Here is a 19,064-nt window from a genome sequence, read left to right as displayed (position 1 = left end):
GATAATAAATGTGCCCAAGTAAAAGATAGATGAAAAACTGAATTTCTTATATTCGGCGATTATTTAGAGCATACTCATGATTGAAATTTCAACATCGCAAACAGTAATGGATTTAGAAGGTATTATTACGCTTCAAAAAAAGAATCTAAGAGCCGATTTAACTGTGGAAGAAATTAAACAGCAAGGTTTTGTAACGGTTTCGCACAAGCTTGATGATTTGGAAAAAATGCATCAGCATGAACCGAACATCATCGCTAAGGACAGTGAAAAGGTAATCGCTTATGTATTGGGGATGACAGAGCAATCGAAAAATGATATTCCCCGATTAGTAGAAATGTACGAGAGTTTCGATCACATTCAATATCATGGAAAATCGGTGGCTGCTTATCAATATATTGTTGTGGGCCAGGTTTGTGTTGATAAAGATTACCGTGGGAAAGGCTTATTTGATCAATGCTATCAGGCTTATAAGAATTTTTTCGAAAATAAATTTGAATTCGCAATAACTGAAATTGCCACTATAAATCTACGTTCAATGAAAGCGCATGAGCGTATTGGCTTCAAAACGATTGATACCTACACAGATCAAATGAGCACGGAATGGAATGTGGTGGTTTGGGACTGGAGATAAACTATTGAAGGTTAATTATGGCTTGCTTTACCGCATTATCAGTTTGATTTACTGATCGGTAATAGCCTACGTCACCAAGGTAATAGCGACATAACAATGCTTTCAAATCGCTCAAAATTACAGGCTTAGCATTGTACAATTGAAAACGATCGATCTGTACGTTTTTGCGTTGAATATAACCTATAAAATCTTTAAAATCATTATCTCCTAACGTAAAAGAATTAATGTTTTGCTCTACAAAGCCAGCGTTATATTTGTTTGTTAGTACATTAAAAACATAATCTGATAAAATCTTTTTGCTTACTAGGGTTGCATAAAATTTATTGTAACCAACGGTATCCAGTTTAACAAAAACATCTGGCTGTATGCCTCCACTAGGCTTTTGTTTTCTTACATTTTGTGTAGCTACGCCTTCCGCTTTTTCTATCGAATCTTGAAAAGAAGTGCGATCTCCGGTCAGTTCTCCATCCATCATTCTCTCATCCAACTCATGTTTGTAAGCATCATAACCTTTTTTATACGATTTCTGGATGCTTCTTCCCGACGGCGTATAATACCGGGCAATGGTTAAGTTTAAAGCAGATCCATCACCGAAAGAAAACTGTTCTTGAACCAGCCCTTTGCCAAAAGATCGCCTGCCTACAATTACCCCTCTACCTAAATCTTGAATAGCCCCTGCAACAATCTCACTTGCCGATGCGGTATTCTCGTTAATCAATACCGCTAATTTTCCATTTTGAAACGCACCAGTACCGGTTGAAAAATAATCGGTACGAGGTTCGTGTTTACCCTGAGTGTAAACAATGAGTTTATTTTCTGGTAAAAACTGATCAGCTAAACCCGTAGCAGCAGAAAAATACCCTCCACCATTGTCGCGGAGATCGAGAATGAGCTTCTTCATCCCTTTGGCTTTTAAATTATTAGCAGCAGTAGCGAAATCATTATCCGTATTTGCTCCAAACTTACTAATTCTTATATAACCAGTTTCAGGATTAATCATATAAGAAGCATCAATACTACTAATGTTTACCTTACCACGGGTAACCATTAACTTACTTTGTACCTGTGTTCCATTATGCATTAAAACAACGCTAACACCGCTTCCGGCTTTACCTCGAAAACGTCCGGTTAACTGCTCTTTTGGCAAGTTTCGCCCGCTTACAACAGCGGTATCAATACTCAAAATTTTATCGCCCAGTTTTATTCCGGCCTGGTAGGCAGGCCCGTCTTTAACTACTCCAGTAACCATCATCGTATCATTGAGCATGTAATATTCAATGCCAACACCTTCAAAGTTACCTTCTAAATTGTTGGTCATATCTTGCGCATCGGTTGGAGGCAAATAAACACTATGGGGATCTAGTTGATGTAGAACGCTATCTATAGGTAGATTCTGTAAAGAATCCGTATTAATTTCATCAACGTAGTTTTTATTGATAATGTGCAGAATCTCTTCAAGTTTTCCGTCACTATTTATAGCCAACTGCGGACTTCGCTGAACGCCAAAACCCTGGTCTTTTATGAATTTTATCCCCAAAATCATACCTACTATTAAAATCACAGAATAGCTTATTGCAATCAGTAGGTTATTTCGGGTATTTTTTTTCATTAGCGTTGTGCAAATTTATGAAATTTAGCGGGTTACTATATTTTTTAACTGCATTTTCATGTCTTTTGTTTCTAATATTTAACATAAATTAACGGATGTAATTATTCTTACAGCTACATGAAGATATATTTTTAAGTTTTTACGCCGCTTTTTAAAAAGAATTTACCGAATTTTATCAAAATTAAATTTATGAACAGAGTTACCGAGCAGGAATCTAATTATGATAACATCGACAAAATGTCGGTATTGGAGGTTTTGCAGGGCATTAATAATGAAGATAAGACCGTTGCTTTTGCAGTCGAAAAATCTTTGCCTCAGATAGAAAAACTAACTTCGGCAGTTGCCGAAAGAATGAAAAAAGGCGGTCGCTTATTTTATATTGGCGCAGGTACAAGTGGTCGTTTAGGTGTCGTAGATGCATCCGAATGTCCACCAACTTATGGAGTTCCTTTTGATTGGGTTGTTGGAATTATTGCCGGTGGCGATACGGCCATTAGAAAGGCAGTAGAATTTGCAGAAGACGATGCCGAACAAGCCTGGAAGGATTTGGAAGAATTTAACATCAATGAAAAAGATTGTTTAGTGGGTTTGGCCGCATCTGGAACCACACCTTACGTAGTTGGTGGTTTAAATACCGCCCGTAAGCACGGTGTTTTGACCGGTTGTATTGTTTGCAATACTGGTGGACCAATCGCTGCTGAATCTGATTTTCCGGTTGAAGTTGTTGTTGGCCCGGAATTTATCACTGGTTCTACCCGAATGAAATCTGGTACTGCACAGAAATTGGTTTTAAACATGTTGAGTACTACCGTGATGGTTCAATTAGGACGGGTAGTGGGAAACAAAATGGTAGATATGCAGTTAACCAATAACAAATTAGTCGATCGCGGAACGCAGATGGTGGCAGATGAATTAAACATAGGCTATGATGAGGCGGCAGATTTACTTACAAAATATGGAAGCGTACGTAAAGCGGTAGAGGCGGGACAACGACAACCACAGTAAATGAATGAATGATATAATGAGTGAATGATAGAGTTAGCATCGCCGTTAAATTCAGTCATTCGAAATTCACTCACTCAAAATTAAATATTAAAATGCACGAAATCGAGCCTTATTACCAGTGGAGAGATGATTATGTTTCGGCAGAAGATGAGCGCTCACCATTTTACAATACCGAGTATTCGGAAATTTATTTCGACAAGCAGATTTATAATTTCTTGCTGCATCCGCAGTGGGACGAATTCGGGTCGAACACCCTTTACATGAAGGTTTTGTATGCCGATTATGATCGCAGTTATGCCATTATCGAATTTATCGGCGAATGGAATGATGCAATTAATAATGATATCATGTTACTTAAACGTGATATTTTAGAATTGATGATGGACGAAGGCATTACCAAATTTATCCTTATTGGCGAGAACGTTTTAAATTTTCACGCATCTGATGATAGCTATTATGAAGAGTGGTTTCAGGAAGTAGAAGATGGATGGATTGTTGGCGTAAATTTTCAAGAACACGTTATTTCCGAATTTAAAGACAATAACATAGATTACTATATCAACTTTGGGGGAGCTTTTGATAATCTGCCATGGCGTACACTTAAACCGCTACAGTTCTTTAAAAAAGTTGAAGAACTCTTGACAAAAAGATTAAACTAAATTGTTATTTTTAAAATCATTTAAATACACAAAATTAAAAATGGAACAACAAAATTATAATTATCAAACCAATAGTGTCTTTGTACAGGAAAACTCCGTATCGAAGAAGTTTTTTGCAAACGTATTCCTTTGGATGTTTGTAGCGTTGGCTTTATCAACTCTATCTGCTTTTTATATTTCAAACACGGAGTCAGCATTAAGATCATTAATCGATTTTGAAACAGGAAGAAGAACTGCGTTAGGTTATGTAGCCATGTTTGCACCACTAGGGCTAGTTTTAGTAATGGGGGCTGGCTTTTCTAGACTATCTTATGGCGCCTTGTTAGGTGTGTTTGTACTGTTTTCTGTGCTGCTGGGCGTAAGTTTGAGTTTTATTCTCTTAATTTACACTGGCACATCGATTATAACTTGTTTTGCTGCAGCCGCAGGTATTTTTGGTATAATGGCTGTAATGGGCTATACAACAAATATAGATTTGAGTAAGTTCGGCCCAATTTTAATGGTTGGTGTTGCCGGTTTATTTATAGCCAGTATTGCAAACATGTTTATTAAAAGTGAACAGTTTAGCTTAATTATGGCATTTGTTGGTATTGCTGTTTTTACAGCATTGACTGCATACGATGTTCAAAAAATTAAAAGAATTGGAATGGGAATTGAAGAAAGCGGAGAATCAATTCCATCTGCTGATACAAAGAAATTAGCTATAATGGCAGCTTTGTCGCTATACCTTGATTTTATCAATATCTTCCTTTTCTTACTACGCATTTTCGGAAGTAGAAAATAATGAGCAAGTTTTTGGTAATCGCTTTTTTCATTTTAGTTGGCGGCACTATCCAGGCAATTACTGTAACTTATATTACAGATCATATCTTTATTAGTTGTTTGCCTGGTGCTTTTTGGATGGGATATTTGATTACCTACTACAACAAAAGATTCGGAAAAAGGGAGGCTGTTTAAAGCACTCAAACAAAACAATATTCTTAAGGCTGTGCAAATTTGCATGGCCTTTGTAATTTTATTTGGCAGCAGAGCGATAATTTTTGGAATTGATGTTGCTTTGTTGCATTTTTGTACGCTTATTAAGAAAGACGGAGGGATTAGACCCAACGAAGTCTTAGCAACCTGTGACCACACAAGGTGCTACATTCTATCCCGATTTTAATCGGGGGCAGATAAGTTTAGGATTACGATTCTCGTACCAACTTTTTAAATAAGCTTTTTTAGTACTTAGTATATAGTCTTTAGTATTTAGATAACAAATGCCAGATTACATATTGAGTTGAAATGTAGTTACATCTCGTGTCGAATGTCTTGATACTCGATACTAACTACTAAATACTAGTATGAGCATAAGAGAAGAATTAGAAAAACGTATTTTAGTAATTGATGGTGCGATGGGTACCATGATTCAGCGTTATACTTTAACCGAAGAGGATTTTAGAGGGGAACGTTTTAAAGATCATCCGTGTGATGTAAAAGGCAATAACGATTTGCTCAACATCACTCGGCCTGATATTATTAAAGCCATACATCTTGAATATTTAGCCGCTGGTGCGGATATTATCGAAACCAACACCTTCAGTACACAAAGAATTTCCATGGCTGATTACCAGATGGAAGATCTTTCTTATGAGTTAAGCTTTGAAGGTGCGAGGGTGGCAAAAGAGGCTGCTATTGAATTTATGGCGGCTAATCCCGATCGGAAATGTTTTGTTGCAGGTGCAATTGGGCCAACCAACAGAACCCTTTCGATGTCGCCAAATGTAAACGACCCAGGTTTTAGGGCGGTTTATTTTGATGAACTGGAAGCGGCATATTATGAACAAGTTCGCGGTTTGGTAGATGGAGGTTCTGATGTGCTTCTCATCGAAACCATCTTTGATACACTAAATGCAAAAGTAGCCATTGTGGCCATTAAAAAATATGAAGAAGTAGTTGGTCGTAAGCTCGAAATTATGATTTCGGGAACGATTACCGACGCTTCTGGAAGAACGCTTTCTGGTCAAACAGCAGAAGCTTTCTTAAATTCGGTAATGCATGCAAAACCTTTAAGCATTGGTTTTAACTGTGCTTTAGGGGCAAAAGAGATGCGTCCGCACATCGAAGAGCTGGCTACCAAAGCGGGTTGTTACGTTTCTGCTTATCCAAATGCCGGCTTGCCGAATGAATTTGGTGCTTACGACGAACAACCACATGAAACGGCTCACTTGGTCGACGATTTTATCCAATCTGGATTTGTAAATATCGTGGGTGGCTGTTGCGGCACCACTCCTGATCACATTGGCTGCATTGCAAAGAATGCTAAAAAAGCTTCGCCACGGAAATTGCCAACTATTGAGCCTTTTATGCGCTTAAGCGGATTGGAGCCTGTAACGATAACGCCAGACAGTATTTTTGTAAACGTTGGCGAAAGGACAAACATCACCGGATCTCCAAAATTTTCAAAGTTAATTTTAGGTGGCGATTACGAAGCGGCCTTGGCTGTGGCCCTACAACAGGTAGAAGGTGGAGCGCAGATTATTGATGTAAACATGGATGAAGGCATGCTCGATTCGGAAGCTGCCATGACGAAGTTTTTAAATCTGATTGCCTCCGAACCTGATATTGCCAAATTGCCTATCATGGTCGATTCCTCTAAGTGGTCGGTGATAGAAAATGGATTGAAATGTTTGCAGGGAAAAGGAATTGTGAATTCTATTTCACTTAAAGAAGGTGAAGATAAGTTTCGTGAAAGTGCCCGTAAAATTATGCAATATGGCGCTGCCGTTGTTGTAATGGCTTTTGATGAACAAGGCCAGGCCGATAACTACGAACGGAGAAAAGAGATTTGTAAACGAAGCTATGATATTCTGGTGCATGAAATCGGTTTTCCTCCTGAAGACATTATTTTCGACCCGAATATCCTTACCGTAGCCACAGGTTTAGAAGAACATAATAACTACGCGGTAGATTTTATTAACGCTACCCGTTGGATCAAAGAAAACCTGCCACATGCAAAAGTAAGTGGTGGTGTATCAAATATTTCGTTTTCATTTAGAGGAAATAATGTTGTTCGCGAAGCGATGCACTCTGCATTTCTATACCATGCCATTCAGGCCGGTTTAGATATGGGGATTGTAAATGCAGGTATGCTTGAGGTGTATCAGGAAATTCCACCCGAACTTTTGGAGAGGGTAGAAGATGTACTTTTGAACCGACGGGATGATGCTACAGAGAGATTGGTTGAATATGCTGATACGGTAAAATCAAAAGGGAAAGAAATTATAAAAGACGAAGAATGGAGGAAAGGACCGGTTGAAGAACGCCTATCTCACTCCCTGGTAAAAGGAATTGTAGAGTATCTTGACGATGATGTTGAAGAAGCTCGTCAAAAATATGCCCGCCCAATACAAGTGATTGAAGGACCATTGATGGACGGAATGAACATTGTTGGTGATTTATTTGGTGCTGGAAAAATGTTTTTGCCTCAGGTGGTAAAGTCGGCCAGGGTGATGAAGAAAGCGGTGGCTTATTTGCTTCCTTTTATTGAGCAGGAGAAACTAGATAATCCAGATCAGGATCAGAATTCCTCGGCAGGGAAAGTATTGATGGCTACCGTTAAAGGTGATGTTCATGATATCGGGAAGAACATTGTGGGGGTAGTTTTAGCTTGTAATAACTTCGAAATTGTAGATATGGGCGTGATGGTTCCTGCGCAGGAGATCATCAAAAAAGCGAGGGAAATAAATGCCGATATTATTGGCTTAAGTGGGTTAATTACACCATCACTTGATGAAATGGTGCACTTTGCCAAAGAAATGGAACGAGAAGGTTTTACCATTCCATTAATTATTGGTGGAGCAACCACGTCACGGATTCACGCGGCTGTAAAAGTTGCCCCAAATTATTCTGGCCCGGCTATTCATGTTTTAGATGCATCGCGAAGTGTTACTGTTTGCAGTACGCTGATGAATCCTGAAACAAAAGGTGACTACGTTGCTGGCATCAAAGCGGAGTATGAAAAAGCCAGGGAAGCGCATTTGAACAAGCGTTCTGATAAGCGTTTCAAAACCATTGAAGAAGCACGGACAAATAAATTTAAGATAGATTTCGATCGAAATTTACCAGTTCCTGAATTTACCGGAACCAGGGTTTTTGATAATTATCCTTTGGATGAATTAGTTCCATATATCGATTGGACACCATTTTTCCATACCTGGGAACTTCGCGGAAGCTACCCGAAAATATTTGATGATAAAAATGTTGGGAGTGAAGCAAAAAAGCTTTTTGATGATGCGCAGGCATTATTGAAACGGATCTTAGATGAAAAGTTGTTAACGGCTAGAGCGGTAATTGGATTTTGGCCAGCAAACGCCGTTGGAGACGACATTCATTTGGAGGTCGAAAGTCAGAAGTCCGAAGTCGGAAGTCTACCTGGCGATTTTGGACTTAGTACTGAAGACTCAAGACTAGTTACTATCCACACTCTTCGTCAGCAAGCCGAAAAGGTTGATGGTCAGCCGTATTATGCTTTGTCTGATTTCATTGCTCCTAAAGAATCTGGTATTCAAGATTATTTTGGCTGCTTTGCTTTAACTGCAGGAATAGGGATTGATGAGTTGGTAGCAGAATTTGAGGCCAATCATGATGATTATAATAGCATTATGGCGAAAGCATTAGCAGATCGTTTGGCTGAAGCTTTTGCCGAACGCATGCACGAGCGGGTTCGGAAAGAATATTGGGGTTATGCGAAGGATGAAAATTTAAGTAATCAGGAATTGATCAAGGAGGAATATGCAGGTATTCGTCCGGCACCGGGTTATCCTGCTTGTCCGGAACACACGGAAAAGGGAACTTTGTTTAGCTTGCTTGATGCGGAGAACAAAATTGGCTTACACTTAACAGAAAGTTACGCCATGTATCCAACAGCTGCGGTGAGTGGTTTTTACTTTGCCCATCCAGAATCAAGATATTTCGGCCTGGGAAAGATCACCAAAGATCAGGTGGAAGATTACGCAATCAGAAAAGGAATGACGATGGAGGAAGCAGAGAAGTGGCTCTCGCCTAATTTAGCATATTGATATAGTATTTAGTACATAGTATAAAGTAATTAGACAAGATGCATAATTTTAGGGAGCTTAAAGTTTGGAAAATGGGAATTGAAATCTCTAAAATGGTTTTTCAAGTTACTAGAACTTTTCCTGTGGAAGAAAGATATTCTCTAACCTCTCAACTAACTCGTTGTGCTATTTCAATTCCTTCAAATATTGCTGAAGGATGTGGAAGGAAATCTGCCAAGGAACTAAATCAATTTTTAAGCATTAGTTTAGGGTCTGCTTTTGAATTAGAAACGCAAATGATATTAGCTTACGAATTTGGATATATGGATAAAGCGATTTTCGACAATGCAATAATCCAAATCAATGAAGTACAAAAAATGATAAGTGGATTGCAAAGAAGTCTAGGCATCCAATCATGATACTAACGACTTTATACTAAGTACTTAATGAAAATTACAGACCATATAAATAATTCAAAGGGCAAAACCTTGTTCTCTTTCGAGCTATTGCCACCAATAAAAGGGCAAAGTATCCAATGGATTTACGATGCCATCGATCCTTTGCTAGAGTTTAATCCTCCTTTTATTGATGTAACCTCCTTAAGAGAAGATTATATTTACAAGGAACAGGAAAACGGCTTGTTGCAAAAAGTATCGTACCGCAAACGCCCAGGTACAATTGCGATCTGCGCTGCAATTATTCACAAATACAAGATAGATGCAGTACCTCATTTAATTTGCGGTGGTTTTACTAAAGAGGAAACTGAAAATGCATTAATCGATTTGCAGTTTTTGGGAATAGATAACGTGCTGGCTTTACGCGGTGATGCCCGTGCTGCCGATCATTCATTTGTTCCAACTAAAGGCGGCCATTGCTACGCAACTGATTTAATCCAGCATATCAAAAATCATAACGACGGTAAATTCTTGCATGAAGATGTAGAAACTTTCAAAAGTGATTTCTGTATCGGCGTTGCCGGATATCCCGAAAAGCACTTTGAAGCACCCAATCTAAATGCCGACTTCAAATACCTAAAAAAGAAAGTTGACATGGGGGCAGAGTTTATCGTTACGCAAATGTTTTTCGATAACCAGAAATATTTCGACTTTGTAAAAAAGTGCAGGGAGAATGATATCAATGTGCCCATTATTCCAGGCTTAAAGCCTATAAGCACACTTACTCAATTAAATGTTTTGCCGAAAATTTTCCATATCGATTTGCCTGATGAGCTAACAGACGCACTATCTTATGCAAAAAGCAACGCTGAAGCTAAAGAAATTGGAACCGAAGCCATGATTAAACAATGTAAAGAGTTAATCGACTTTGGAGTGCCAGTGCTCCATTTTTATACGATGGGGAAACCGCAACAAACCAAAGCCATCGCGAAGGCTATATTCTAAACCTTAACAAAAAATCCGCTTTCATTTTAGAGAGCGGATTTTTTATTTTACAGAACTTTAACCGTCGATTTTTGTTAATTTAACTGTACAACTTATATTTGTAAGGATGAAGTTTTTAACACTTAAATACTTTTTGATTTTATGCATCGCCATAACCCTTTTTTTAAAGGTTGGCAATGTATTGTCGTATTTAAGCTATTCCTCTACTGATATTGAAAATGTCGTATCAAATGATGACGCGACTGAGAAAGAAGAAAAAAAGGTTGAAACAGAGTACTTTATGCAAGATTTTATGGCTGAAGAACTTTGCAATCTTCCCCTTGCAATGAAACAAAAGATAGCAATTCCAGCATGTCTTGATCACTCTCCCTACTTTGCGGATGTTTTAACACCTCCGCCCTCCGTTTAGTAGCCAATTCTAAACAAACCCTTTATCGGGCAATAATCCAGTATTTTATTTCTATTAATTTATAACGAATATGAAACGAGCAATTTCATTCTGTTTTGCGGTATTTGCAATTTCCGCATCATTAAAAGTTAGCGCACAAGAAGTGACGCAAGCTAATGTAAAACCAGTAAGTAACTCTTTAGAGATGGTTTCAAAACTTCAGCCAGTAAGCTTTAATTACGACAAAACCTGGGCGGAGAAATTAAAACTTCCAGCCACTTCGCAATACGGTTTCGTGGGAGCTGAGGCTAGAAGTGCTGTTCCAAGTTTGGTAACTGTACAGGCCAAACAATATCCAGCAGGCAAAAATGCTTACAACTCAGCTACTATAACCAAAGTTGATTATGAAAGCTTAATTCCGCTTTTGGTGGGTAGTATTAAGGAGCAGCAACAGCAAATTGACGAGTTGAAACGTGAGTTGCGTTCACTAAAATCGCAAGCATCGAAATAGTTAGGTTTAGTTTTATAGTTGAAGAGGTTGGAGTTTTTAATTCCAGCCTTTTTTTATTTCTTGATAATTATTGTAGTTTCAAGGAAATAAATAAAATCATGAGAAAAATCATTTTATCGTTCATGCTGACCCTATCCCTAAATTATCTACATGCCCAAATTACTTCTACAGCAATGAAAGTGGAGGATTTGAAAGATGCACCCTTTAAATTCAAGGGAAGTCGGGCTATGATGGTTGATCGGATAGATGATGCTTCGTCGAAAAATATTTTTGTTTTCTCCAAGGTAAAGTCGGGGAGTAATCCGGATACATTGTTCGCTCAAAAATTTACCAAAACCGGAGATTTATGGAAGTTGACTCAAGAGAAAACCATCACTCATAAAGGTATTATAAGTATTTGGGGGTCGAGAAAAGCTTTCAGCGATGCCGATAAGGATAAACAGGTTGATGCCTTATTTATTTATAGTTTTCACGATAGTGATATGAAAAACCAACTTTCGGTGAGCCTTTTGTTAATGCACAAGGGCGAAAGTTATATCCTCACGGAAACTGCAGATAAGAAGAATAGCTTTAGTGCTAACTATTCATCTTTACCTGACAGCATAAAAAACTTTGTTAAGGAATATTGGGAAAAATTAGATAAATGGAAATAATTAAATTATAATTGATTGCAATTCCCTGTTGTTATCTTATAGTTTTAATTTTTTACCATTTTAAAAATGAAATACTTAAAGAATGTTGACTGGTGGAGTTTGCTAAAGGAAATCATACTTCCACATGTTGGAACCTTAATCCTTTATATTATTTTATTTTTTGTTGTAGGGATTGTTTGTGGGATAATCTACAATGTAGTTTTGTGGAAGAAACAGTTCTATAAAAGGGAACCAAAATATTATAACTGGGGTGCTAAGCTCTATATCGTAGCTAGCATGGGTGTCTTCATCTATTTTTCACTTCATCTTGCCTTTATTTTTGCAGCGAAAAGTATCATCAAAAAAGAAGAAAACCGAATTGTATCTCAAATTTATGAGCAAGCGGCAGTGATGGCTTTTGAAACACCGGAACTGCGAAATAATTTTATCCGAAAAATTCAGGAAGGTACGATCGAGATTCAAGCAGGTACAAAAAACACTGCAGTTGCACTAGGTAAATATGTTGCATCTAAAAATGTAGGAATAGGCTTTGTTGATAAGAGTAAAAACAAATTAGCAGTTTATATTTTCGATAAATATAAAGACGATATTTACAGCGCAAGTTTATACGGAATGCTACTTGCGGCAGGAAGAGGGCATGTAAAAATCGAAGATTTGAGTTACGATGATTTGAAAGCGCTAGTTGCAACGTTAAATACTTTGGAGCCAAAAAAGATAGAGGAATCTATAAAAATTAAGCTTACTGAAAAGGTAGATGAATTGGTTTCCGCCAAAATAAGTGCATTAATTCAAAGCACTTTCATATTATTTATTTTGATTTTGTTAATTCCAATTGTTGAATTTTACATTTACACTTGGTGGTGGAAGCGAAAAGTTGAACAAGCCGTAACAACTGATGAAGCTTCTACTAGTCCAATTAATCGGGGCGACAATCTTCCGTAGCCCCAATTATTTTTCCTGCAATAACTTCGTTTTAACCTCTCAGCAAATAACTTTTAAACCCTGCAAAATCTACACCCAATTTATCTGCATATTGATAAAAGATAGTCGAGATTTGTAATCTCGACTATTGAACTGTGGATTTCTAATCCACCTATGATCTTATAGATAAACAATTTCAAGTAAACCTAATCCACCACTATAATCTATCGCCGAGCTATATTGATAATGTTCAGGTTCATAAACCATACCCGACTCTACGGGATTGTTGTGGATATAATCCAGCTTTTGGTCTTTAAACTCATTTGAATAAAGTGCGATTGGATGAAACCCATCTTGCCAAAATTTATAATCTTTTGTTTTTACATTTATTTTGGCAGCAAATGCAAACTTATCTAGCAGCCAATCGCGACTTTCATTTATTTCCTTTAACGTCAGAATGATTCGTTTAGAGGTGAATTTTTTCAAATCTCGCATGATATCTGACAAATTCTTTCCTTCTTCTGCGCTGATAATCATGTGGAGATGACTAGGCATTAGGCACCAGGCATAAATTATTAAGCCTTTTTCACGCTGACAATATTTAAGGCTTTCGATAATTACGTATGCAAGCTCTTTCCTGGTGAAAGCATCTATCCAGCCAACCACAGTCGTCGTGACAAAATAGATATCGTTTTGATCAGAAACAGAATATTTAAAAGCCATAAATGAATATAGCTATTCGAATCGAGATTCTGCCTGGAGGATTAAAAATCCTTAGTCCGTGAGTCGGGATTAAAAATCCCGACTAGCAAAGAGCTATACATGAATTTTGCTATTCTAAGTACGAGATTTGTAATCTCGGCCATTTTAGTTTTTAATCTACCAAACTTAAGCCTTATCCAACAAATAACTTTTAAACCCTGCAAAATCTACACCCAATTTATCTGCATATTGAGGCAAGCTTTCCAATACGCTCACCTGCTTCGGAATTTCGATTTTTGCTGCAATATCGATAGGAAAAATATCAGGGAACTTACAAGCATGAGCAGTTGATAAAAAGACTGCTGCGCTCTGATCCTCCGGATTTTCCTTTCTGTATTTTTCAATTGCCAGGTAAGCAATTGCAGTGTGTGGACAGGCAACATAGTCAAACTTGGAGTCGATTTCTTTGATGCCAGCAAGCGTTTCCTCATCATTAAAACGATACGATGTAACAACATTTTTCAAGGCATTTACATCTTCGTCAAATAAGTCCATGATGCGAACCCAGTTACTTGGCGCACCAACATCCATCGCATTTGAATAGGTTTGAGTAGACGGTTTTGTTTCGTAAATACCGGATTCCAGGAAGCGTGGAACGGTATCGTTTATATTAGTAGCTGCAATAAACTGCTTAACTGGTAACCCTAATTTATAAGCCAACAAACCTGCACCGATGTTGCCAAAATTCCCACTTGGAACGGAAAAAATTACATCCTTTAACCCTTGTTTTTTCAGCTGTGCGTAAGTATTGAAATAATAAAACGTTTGCGGAATTAACCTCGAGATGTTTATCGAATTGGCGGATGTAAGTCGGAAAGTTGCGTTCAACTCTTCATCTGCAAAAGCTTGTTTCACTAAAGCCTGGCAATCATCAAAAGTGCCTTTTACTTCCACTGCTCTAATATTTTGACCGTTGGTGGTTAATTGCAATTCCTGTATCGGGCTTACTTTCCCCTCTGGATAGAGAATAGTTACGCGGGTATTTGGTACGCCAAGAAAACCCAAAGCAACTGCACCACCGGTATCTCCGGAAGTAGCAACTAAAACGTCTAAAAGTTGCTCGCCATCTTTTAGCAAGTAAGCCATCACCCTGCTCATGAAGCGGGCGCCAAAATCTTTAAAAGCTAAGGATGGTCCGTGGAAAAGTTCCAGTACAAAAGTTTTTTGGTCCAGTTTTACCGCTGGTGCTTCAAAGTTAATGGCATCTTCAATCAAAGCTTTTAAATCTTCCGTAGGAATTTCATCTTTTAATAGAGTTGAAGCCACTTTATATGCAATCTCTGGCAAAGAATACTGTTCAATGTTAGCTAAAAAATCTGCATCCAATTGGGGGATTTCCACAGGCATATACAAGCCTTTATCTTGAGGCATGCTGTTGAAAACGGCTTCTTTAAAAGAAACACGTAAATCTTTATTGTTGGTTGAGTATAAAATCATGGTTGGAAGGTTGAGGGTTGGAAGGTTGGAAGGTTTGGGAGCATAATTCCCATTCGTCTAACCTTTTTCATCCTATTGTTATGTTTTATTCTTAATAATTTTAAAGTTAGACGGTTGAGATCTGGAAGGATGAAGATTAAGGCAACTGAACCATCAACCTTAATACCCTCGGCCATCAACCTCTTCACAATACTCTCGGTCCTTCGGCATTAACAGAAGAAACGTAAGCTTTGCTGTTGATATTTATTTTATGTAAATGTTGTTGCTGTGCTTTTGTTATTCTTTTGGCGGTGTCTTCATCTTTTGCTAAAGCAAAAACCGATGGACCTGAGCCAGAAATTCCGAAACCAATAGCGCCGTTTTCCATGGCTATTGCTCTCATTTCTTCAAAACCTGGAATTAAAATCGATCGCGTTGGTTCTACCAAAACATCTTTCATGCTGCGGCCAATTAAGTCGAAATCATTCATAAATAAGCCACTAACCAAACCAGCAACATTGCCCCATTGGGTAACCGCATCTTTCAACAATACCTTGCTGCGAATCATTTGACGGGCATCTTTTGTGGGAACATCCACCTCAGGATAAACAATCGCTGCATACATCCCTGCAGGAGTAGGTAGTGAAATTACATCCAAAGGATCGTAACTTCTAACCAACACAAACCCACCCAGAATGGCTGGTGCAACATTATCGGCATGGCCATAACCACAAGCAAGCTCTTCACCTTTCATGGCAAATGGAACAAGTTCTTTAGGCGTTAATAAGTCGCCCATCAGCTTGTTAATGGCGAATAAACCTGCAACGGTACTTGCCGAGCTTGAGCCCAAACCGCTACCAATTGGCATCTTCTTATGTAGCTCGATTTCGACACCTACATCTAATCGATTGATGTGTTGCAAATAATGCTGAACACTTGCGCTTACCGTATTTTTAGTCGAATCCAAAGGCAACCGGCCATCATCGCCAGTAATTCTTTTGATTACCACACCAGGTGTATCTGTTAAACGCATTTCAACTTCATCGCCAGGTTCATTTACGGCAAAACCCAAAACATCGAAGCCACAAACTACGTTTGCAACGGTTGCAGGTGCGAAAACTTTTATTTCTTTCATATTTTGAATAAAGATGAAGGAGTAAAGATTAAAGACCTAAACTCCAAATCATTTATATTTATATCTTTTGTCTTTGTTCTTTTATCCTTTGTCTAATTGCTTCCAACATTTATAATATCGGCAAAAACACCTGCAGCAGTAACCTCTGCTCCTGCACCAGGGCCTTTTACTACTAGCGGGCGAGATTTGTAGCGATCTGTCGTAAACGAAATGATATTATCACTTCCCGAAAGCATATAAAAAGGATGACTGTCATCAACCATTTGCAAACTGATTTCTACGTTTCCATCTTCGAGTTTACCAATGTAGCGCAACACTTTCTTGTCGTTTGCAGCCTTAGTTTTCAAATCTTCAAAGTAAGCAGCATTTTTTTGTAGTTCAACATAAAAATCTTCTACGGAAGTTGCATTTAAACAAGCTTCTGGCAAAATATTATCGATTTTAACATCAGCAGCTTCTAATGGATATCCTGCATCACGAGCAAGGATTAGCATTTTTCGCATGAAATCTTTTCCATTTAAATCATCGCGTGGATCGGGTTCGGTATAACCCAATTCCTGCGCTTCTTTAACCGTTTCGTAAAATCCGGCATCGCCTTTAAAGTTGTTAAAGATGTAAGAAATTGTTCCAGACAAAATTGCCTCGATGCGTGCAACTTTGTCACCGCTCATCATCAACTCTCTTAAGGTACGGATGATTGGCAAGCCTGCACCAACATTGGTTTCGTAATAGAAATCAACACCAAATTTTCGGGCAGTATCTTTAAACGATTTGTATTGTGCAAAGTCTGCTGAATTTCCCTTTTTATTGCAAGTAACAACAGAAATACTGTTTTCAAAAATGCCCTGATAATATTCAATCGGAGATTCTGCTGCAGTATTATCCACAAAAACGCAGTTGGGTAAGTTTAATGCTTTCATGCGCTCTACAAAACCCGCTAAGTCTGCCTGCTCACCATTTGTATCCAAGTTACTTTCCCAATCTTCAAGTGATAAGCCCTCGGCATTAAAAATCATTTTACGGGTATTGCTAATTCCGGCAACCTTAACTTGCAAATCATTGTTTGCGGCTAAGAATGGCATTTGCTCTTTCAGCTGGTTAAACAACGTTTTGCCGATGTTTCCTGTGCCCAAACAGAAGATATTTAATGTGCGTTTTAAGTCGGTAAAGAAAGCATCATGCACCGCATTTACCGCTTTTGATAAATCAGCTGCGCTGATAATTACCGAAATATTATATTCGGATGAACCCTGGGCAATTGCTCTAACGTTAATTCCGTTTCTACCCAATGCGTTAAACAACCTTCCGCTCATGCCAGGCGTACGTTTCATGTTCTCGCCAACAATGGCCAAAACGGCTAGATTGTTTTCAACTTCTGGTAGAGCCAGTTTGTTAGCATCGAGCTCCAGCTCAAATTCTTTCTTAATTAAAGCAATCGCCTGACCCGCATCAGTGGGCTTAACCGCAAAAGTAATGCTGTGCTCTGATGAAGATTGCGTAATCAGTACTACGTTAATCTGCTCGCGAGATAATAAAGAAAACAATCTTCCACTGAAACCTGCTTTACCCACCATGCCGCTACCGGTAAGATTGATAATGCTGATATGATCGATAGATGAAATGCCTTTTATTGGCAGGGTTGATGCTTTAACGTCACTTTTGATATAGGTTCCGGAAAAATCAGGCTCAAATGTATTCTTAATTACCAGCGGAATTTTCTTCATGAAAGCCGGAATCATTGTTGGTGGGTAAATTACTTTGGCTCCGAAATAACTCAGTTCCATTGCTTCTGTATAACTCAACTCAGGTAAAGAAAAAGCCTTTTTCACAATGCGTGGGTCGGCAGTCATCATTCCGTTTACATCGGTCCAAATTTCAATTTCTTCAGCATTTAAAGCGGCACCCCAAACTGCTGCGGTATAATCAGAACCGCCACGGCCTAAAGTAGTTACTCTGCCTGCGGCATTGCTGGCGATGAAACCCGTAACAAACAATACCTTATTTTTATTGGTCTGGTAAAAATCATTAATTAAAATTTCAGTCAGTTCGGTATCAACCTTTGCCTGGCCGAAATTGCTATCGGTTTTTATAAATTCCGAACCATTTACATACACAGCTTCAGCAAATTGCTGTGAAGCGATATGTGCAATCATAAAAGAGGAGCAACGTTCACCATAACTTAAAATCTGGTCTTTGGTCTGCAAACTCAATTCGCGGAGGTTGGTTACCGCCTGCAATAAATCTTCCAGCTCGTTAAAGAAGATTTTCAAACGCGTAAACACGGGGTTTTGTGCCGCTGCCGGTAAAAGCGAACGAATCACTGCAAAGTGCTTGGCCTCAATTTCTTTTAAACCAGTGTCGTAATCTTCGCCACGTTCGGCTCTTTCGGCCATATCGGTTAGCAAATTGGTTACGCCACTCATTGCCGATAATACAACTACCGGATTGCTCTGTAATTTTTCTTTGGCTACTATGCTCAGTAACGTTTTGATGTTCTCGGCCGAACCTACGGATGTGCCGCCGAATTTTAATACTTTCATTAGTTTTTAGTTTTAATGAATCCTGCACGCTTGCTTGTTAATTAGTTTGTGCAGTTTTCAATGGTTTTGGTTTAAAAAAAAAGCGCCCCGATTTGTGTCGGGACGCTTTCTGTGTTTTATGTTAATTCAACTTACAACAAATTAGCCCCGCTGGTTTATCCCGGTGGTAATAATAATGGTTGTAATAATTGAAGTATTAAAAATCATTTCCGTTGGTGTATTTTGTACACCGTAAAGTAGCAGATTATTTTTCTTAATTGCAAACAATTTTGAAATTTATTTGAAAAATTTTTAATAAAACGTTTAATCAAATGAAATAGCGGCATTTTTTGAACCGAAAACTAAAATAGAAAATCGTTATTTCGAAGATGATCGACGCAAGAATCTCAATGCTT

General features: G+C 38.3%; 17 protein-coding genes and 1 riboswitch. Of the genes, 12 read left to right on the top strand and 5 right to left on the bottom strand.

Annotated elements, in window-relative coordinates; translation table 11 throughout:
- The first annotated feature begins 76 nt into the window (after nt 1-76).
- Nucleotides 77-631 carry a GNAT family N-acetyltransferase gene (locus tag ACZZZC_RS22665; protein ID WP_463488169.1) on the top strand — a complete coding sequence of 185 codons (555 nt, stop codon included), beginning with the start codon at nt 77-79 and terminating at the stop codon, nt 629-631.
- 1 nt (nt 632) lies between these two features.
- Here ACZZZC_RS22665 and ACZZZC_RS22660 read toward each other — a convergent pair whose 3' ends face one another.
- Nucleotides 633-2,240, bottom strand: a complete 1,608-nt coding sequence (locus ACZZZC_RS22660; RefSeq protein WP_463488168.1) for a S41 family peptidase — start codon at nt 2,238-2,240, stop codon at nt 633-635.
- Between the two features lie 189 nt (nt 2,241-2,429).
- On the opposite strand from ACZZZC_RS22660, the gene murQ reads away from it, so the two are divergent.
- The 11 genes from murQ (at nt 2,430) to ACZZZC_RS22605 (ending at nt 12,837) form a co-directional block, all read left to right on the top strand.
- Nucleotides 2,430-3,245, top strand: coding sequence for an N-acetylmuramic acid 6-phosphate etherase (gene murQ / locus ACZZZC_RS22655; RefSeq protein WP_056851037.1), 816 nt, complete (start codon nt 2,430-2,432; stop codon nt 3,243-3,245).
- Between the two features lie 92 nt (nt 3,246-3,337).
- Complete coding sequence (locus ACZZZC_RS22650; RefSeq protein WP_056851036.1) at nt 3,338-3,904, top strand: hypothetical protein; 567 nt, start codon at nt 3,338-3,340, stop codon at nt 3,902-3,904.
- A 40-nt stretch (nt 3,905-3,944) separates the two neighbouring features.
- Nucleotides 3,945-4,688 (top strand): Bax inhibitor-1/YccA family protein, encoded by a 744-nt coding sequence (locus ACZZZC_RS22645; protein ID WP_056851035.1) that lies wholly within the window; start codon nt 3,945-3,947, stop codon nt 4,686-4,688.
- Nucleotides 4,688-4,861 (top strand): hypothetical protein, encoded by a 174-nt coding sequence (locus ACZZZC_RS22640; RefSeq protein WP_463488167.1) that lies wholly within the window; start codon nt 4,688-4,690, stop codon nt 4,859-4,861. Before ACZZZC_RS22645 ends, ACZZZC_RS22640 begins: the two co-directional genes overlap by 1 nt.
- 116 nt (nt 4,862-4,977) lie before the next feature.
- Nucleotides 4,978-5,083, top strand: a riboswitch (SAM riboswitch).
- Nucleotides 5,084-5,247: 164 nt separating this feature from the next.
- On the top strand, nt 5,248-8,964 hold the full coding sequence (gene metH, locus ACZZZC_RS22635; RefSeq protein ID WP_463488166.1) for a methionine synthase: 3,717 nt from the start codon (nt 5,248-5,250) through the stop codon (nt 8,962-8,964).
- A gap of 38 nt (nt 8,965-9,002) precedes the next feature.
- Entirely contained in the window at nt 9,003-9,362 is a 360-nt protein-coding gene (locus ACZZZC_RS22630; RefSeq protein WP_463484130.1) for a four helix bundle protein, read from the top strand.
- A gap of 27 nt (nt 9,363-9,389) precedes the next feature.
- Nucleotides 9,390-10,343 (top strand): methylenetetrahydrofolate reductase, encoded by a 954-nt coding sequence (locus ACZZZC_RS22625; RefSeq protein WP_265799409.1) that lies wholly within the window; start codon nt 9,390-9,392, stop codon nt 10,341-10,343.
- 106 nt (nt 10,344-10,449) lie between these two features.
- Nucleotides 10,450-10,752 carry a hypothetical protein gene (locus tag ACZZZC_RS22620; protein WP_463484129.1) on the top strand — a complete coding sequence of 101 codons (303 nt, stop codon included), beginning with the start codon at nt 10,450-10,452 and terminating at the stop codon, nt 10,750-10,752.
- Between the two features lie 70 nt (nt 10,753-10,822).
- Nucleotides 10,823-11,242, top strand: coding sequence for a tail fiber domain-containing protein (locus ACZZZC_RS22615; protein ID WP_463484128.1), 420 nt, complete (start codon nt 10,823-10,825; stop codon nt 11,240-11,242).
- A 98-nt stretch (nt 11,243-11,340) separates the two neighbouring features.
- Nucleotides 11,341-11,895 carry a hypothetical protein gene (locus tag ACZZZC_RS22610; RefSeq protein ID WP_463484127.1) on the top strand — a complete coding sequence of 185 codons (555 nt, stop codon included), beginning with the start codon at nt 11,341-11,343 and terminating at the stop codon, nt 11,893-11,895.
- A gap of 66 nt (nt 11,896-11,961) precedes the next feature.
- Nucleotides 11,962-12,837, top strand: a complete 876-nt coding sequence (locus ACZZZC_RS22605) for a hypothetical protein (protein WP_463484126.1) — start codon at nt 11,962-11,964, stop codon at nt 12,835-12,837.
- 159 nt (nt 12,838-12,996) lie between these two features.
- Here ACZZZC_RS22605 and ACZZZC_RS22600 read toward each other — a convergent pair whose 3' ends face one another.
- The 4 genes from ACZZZC_RS22600 to thrA form a co-directional block, all read right to left on the bottom strand.
- Nucleotides 12,997-13,539, bottom strand: coding sequence for an REP-associated tyrosine transposase (locus ACZZZC_RS22600; protein WP_463484125.1), 543 nt, complete (start codon nt 13,537-13,539; stop codon nt 12,997-12,999).
- A gap of 165 nt (nt 13,540-13,704) precedes the next feature.
- Complete coding sequence (gene thrC / locus ACZZZC_RS22595; RefSeq protein WP_463488165.1) at nt 13,705-15,015, bottom strand: threonine synthase; 1,311 nt, start codon at nt 15,013-15,015, stop codon at nt 13,705-13,707.
- Nucleotides 15,016-15,199: 184 nt separating this feature from the next.
- Complete coding sequence (locus ACZZZC_RS22590) at nt 15,200-16,129, bottom strand: homoserine kinase (RefSeq protein ID WP_463488164.1); 930 nt, start codon at nt 16,127-16,129, stop codon at nt 15,200-15,202.
- 92 nt (nt 16,130-16,221) lie between these two features.
- The gene (thrA, locus tag ACZZZC_RS22585) at nt 16,222-18,669 is read right to left on the bottom strand and encodes a bifunctional aspartate kinase/homoserine dehydrogenase I (protein WP_463488163.1); all 2,448 of its coding nucleotides are present in this window, start codon (nt 18,667-18,669) and stop codon (nt 16,222-16,224) included.
- Between the last annotated feature and the right edge of the window lie 395 nt (nt 18,670-19,064).

It is taken from the genome of Pedobacter sp. AC212, assembly GCF_979258625.1.
The sequence above is the reverse complement of the archived record's forward strand: the minus strand, read 5'-3'. Positions and strand labels throughout refer to the sequence as shown.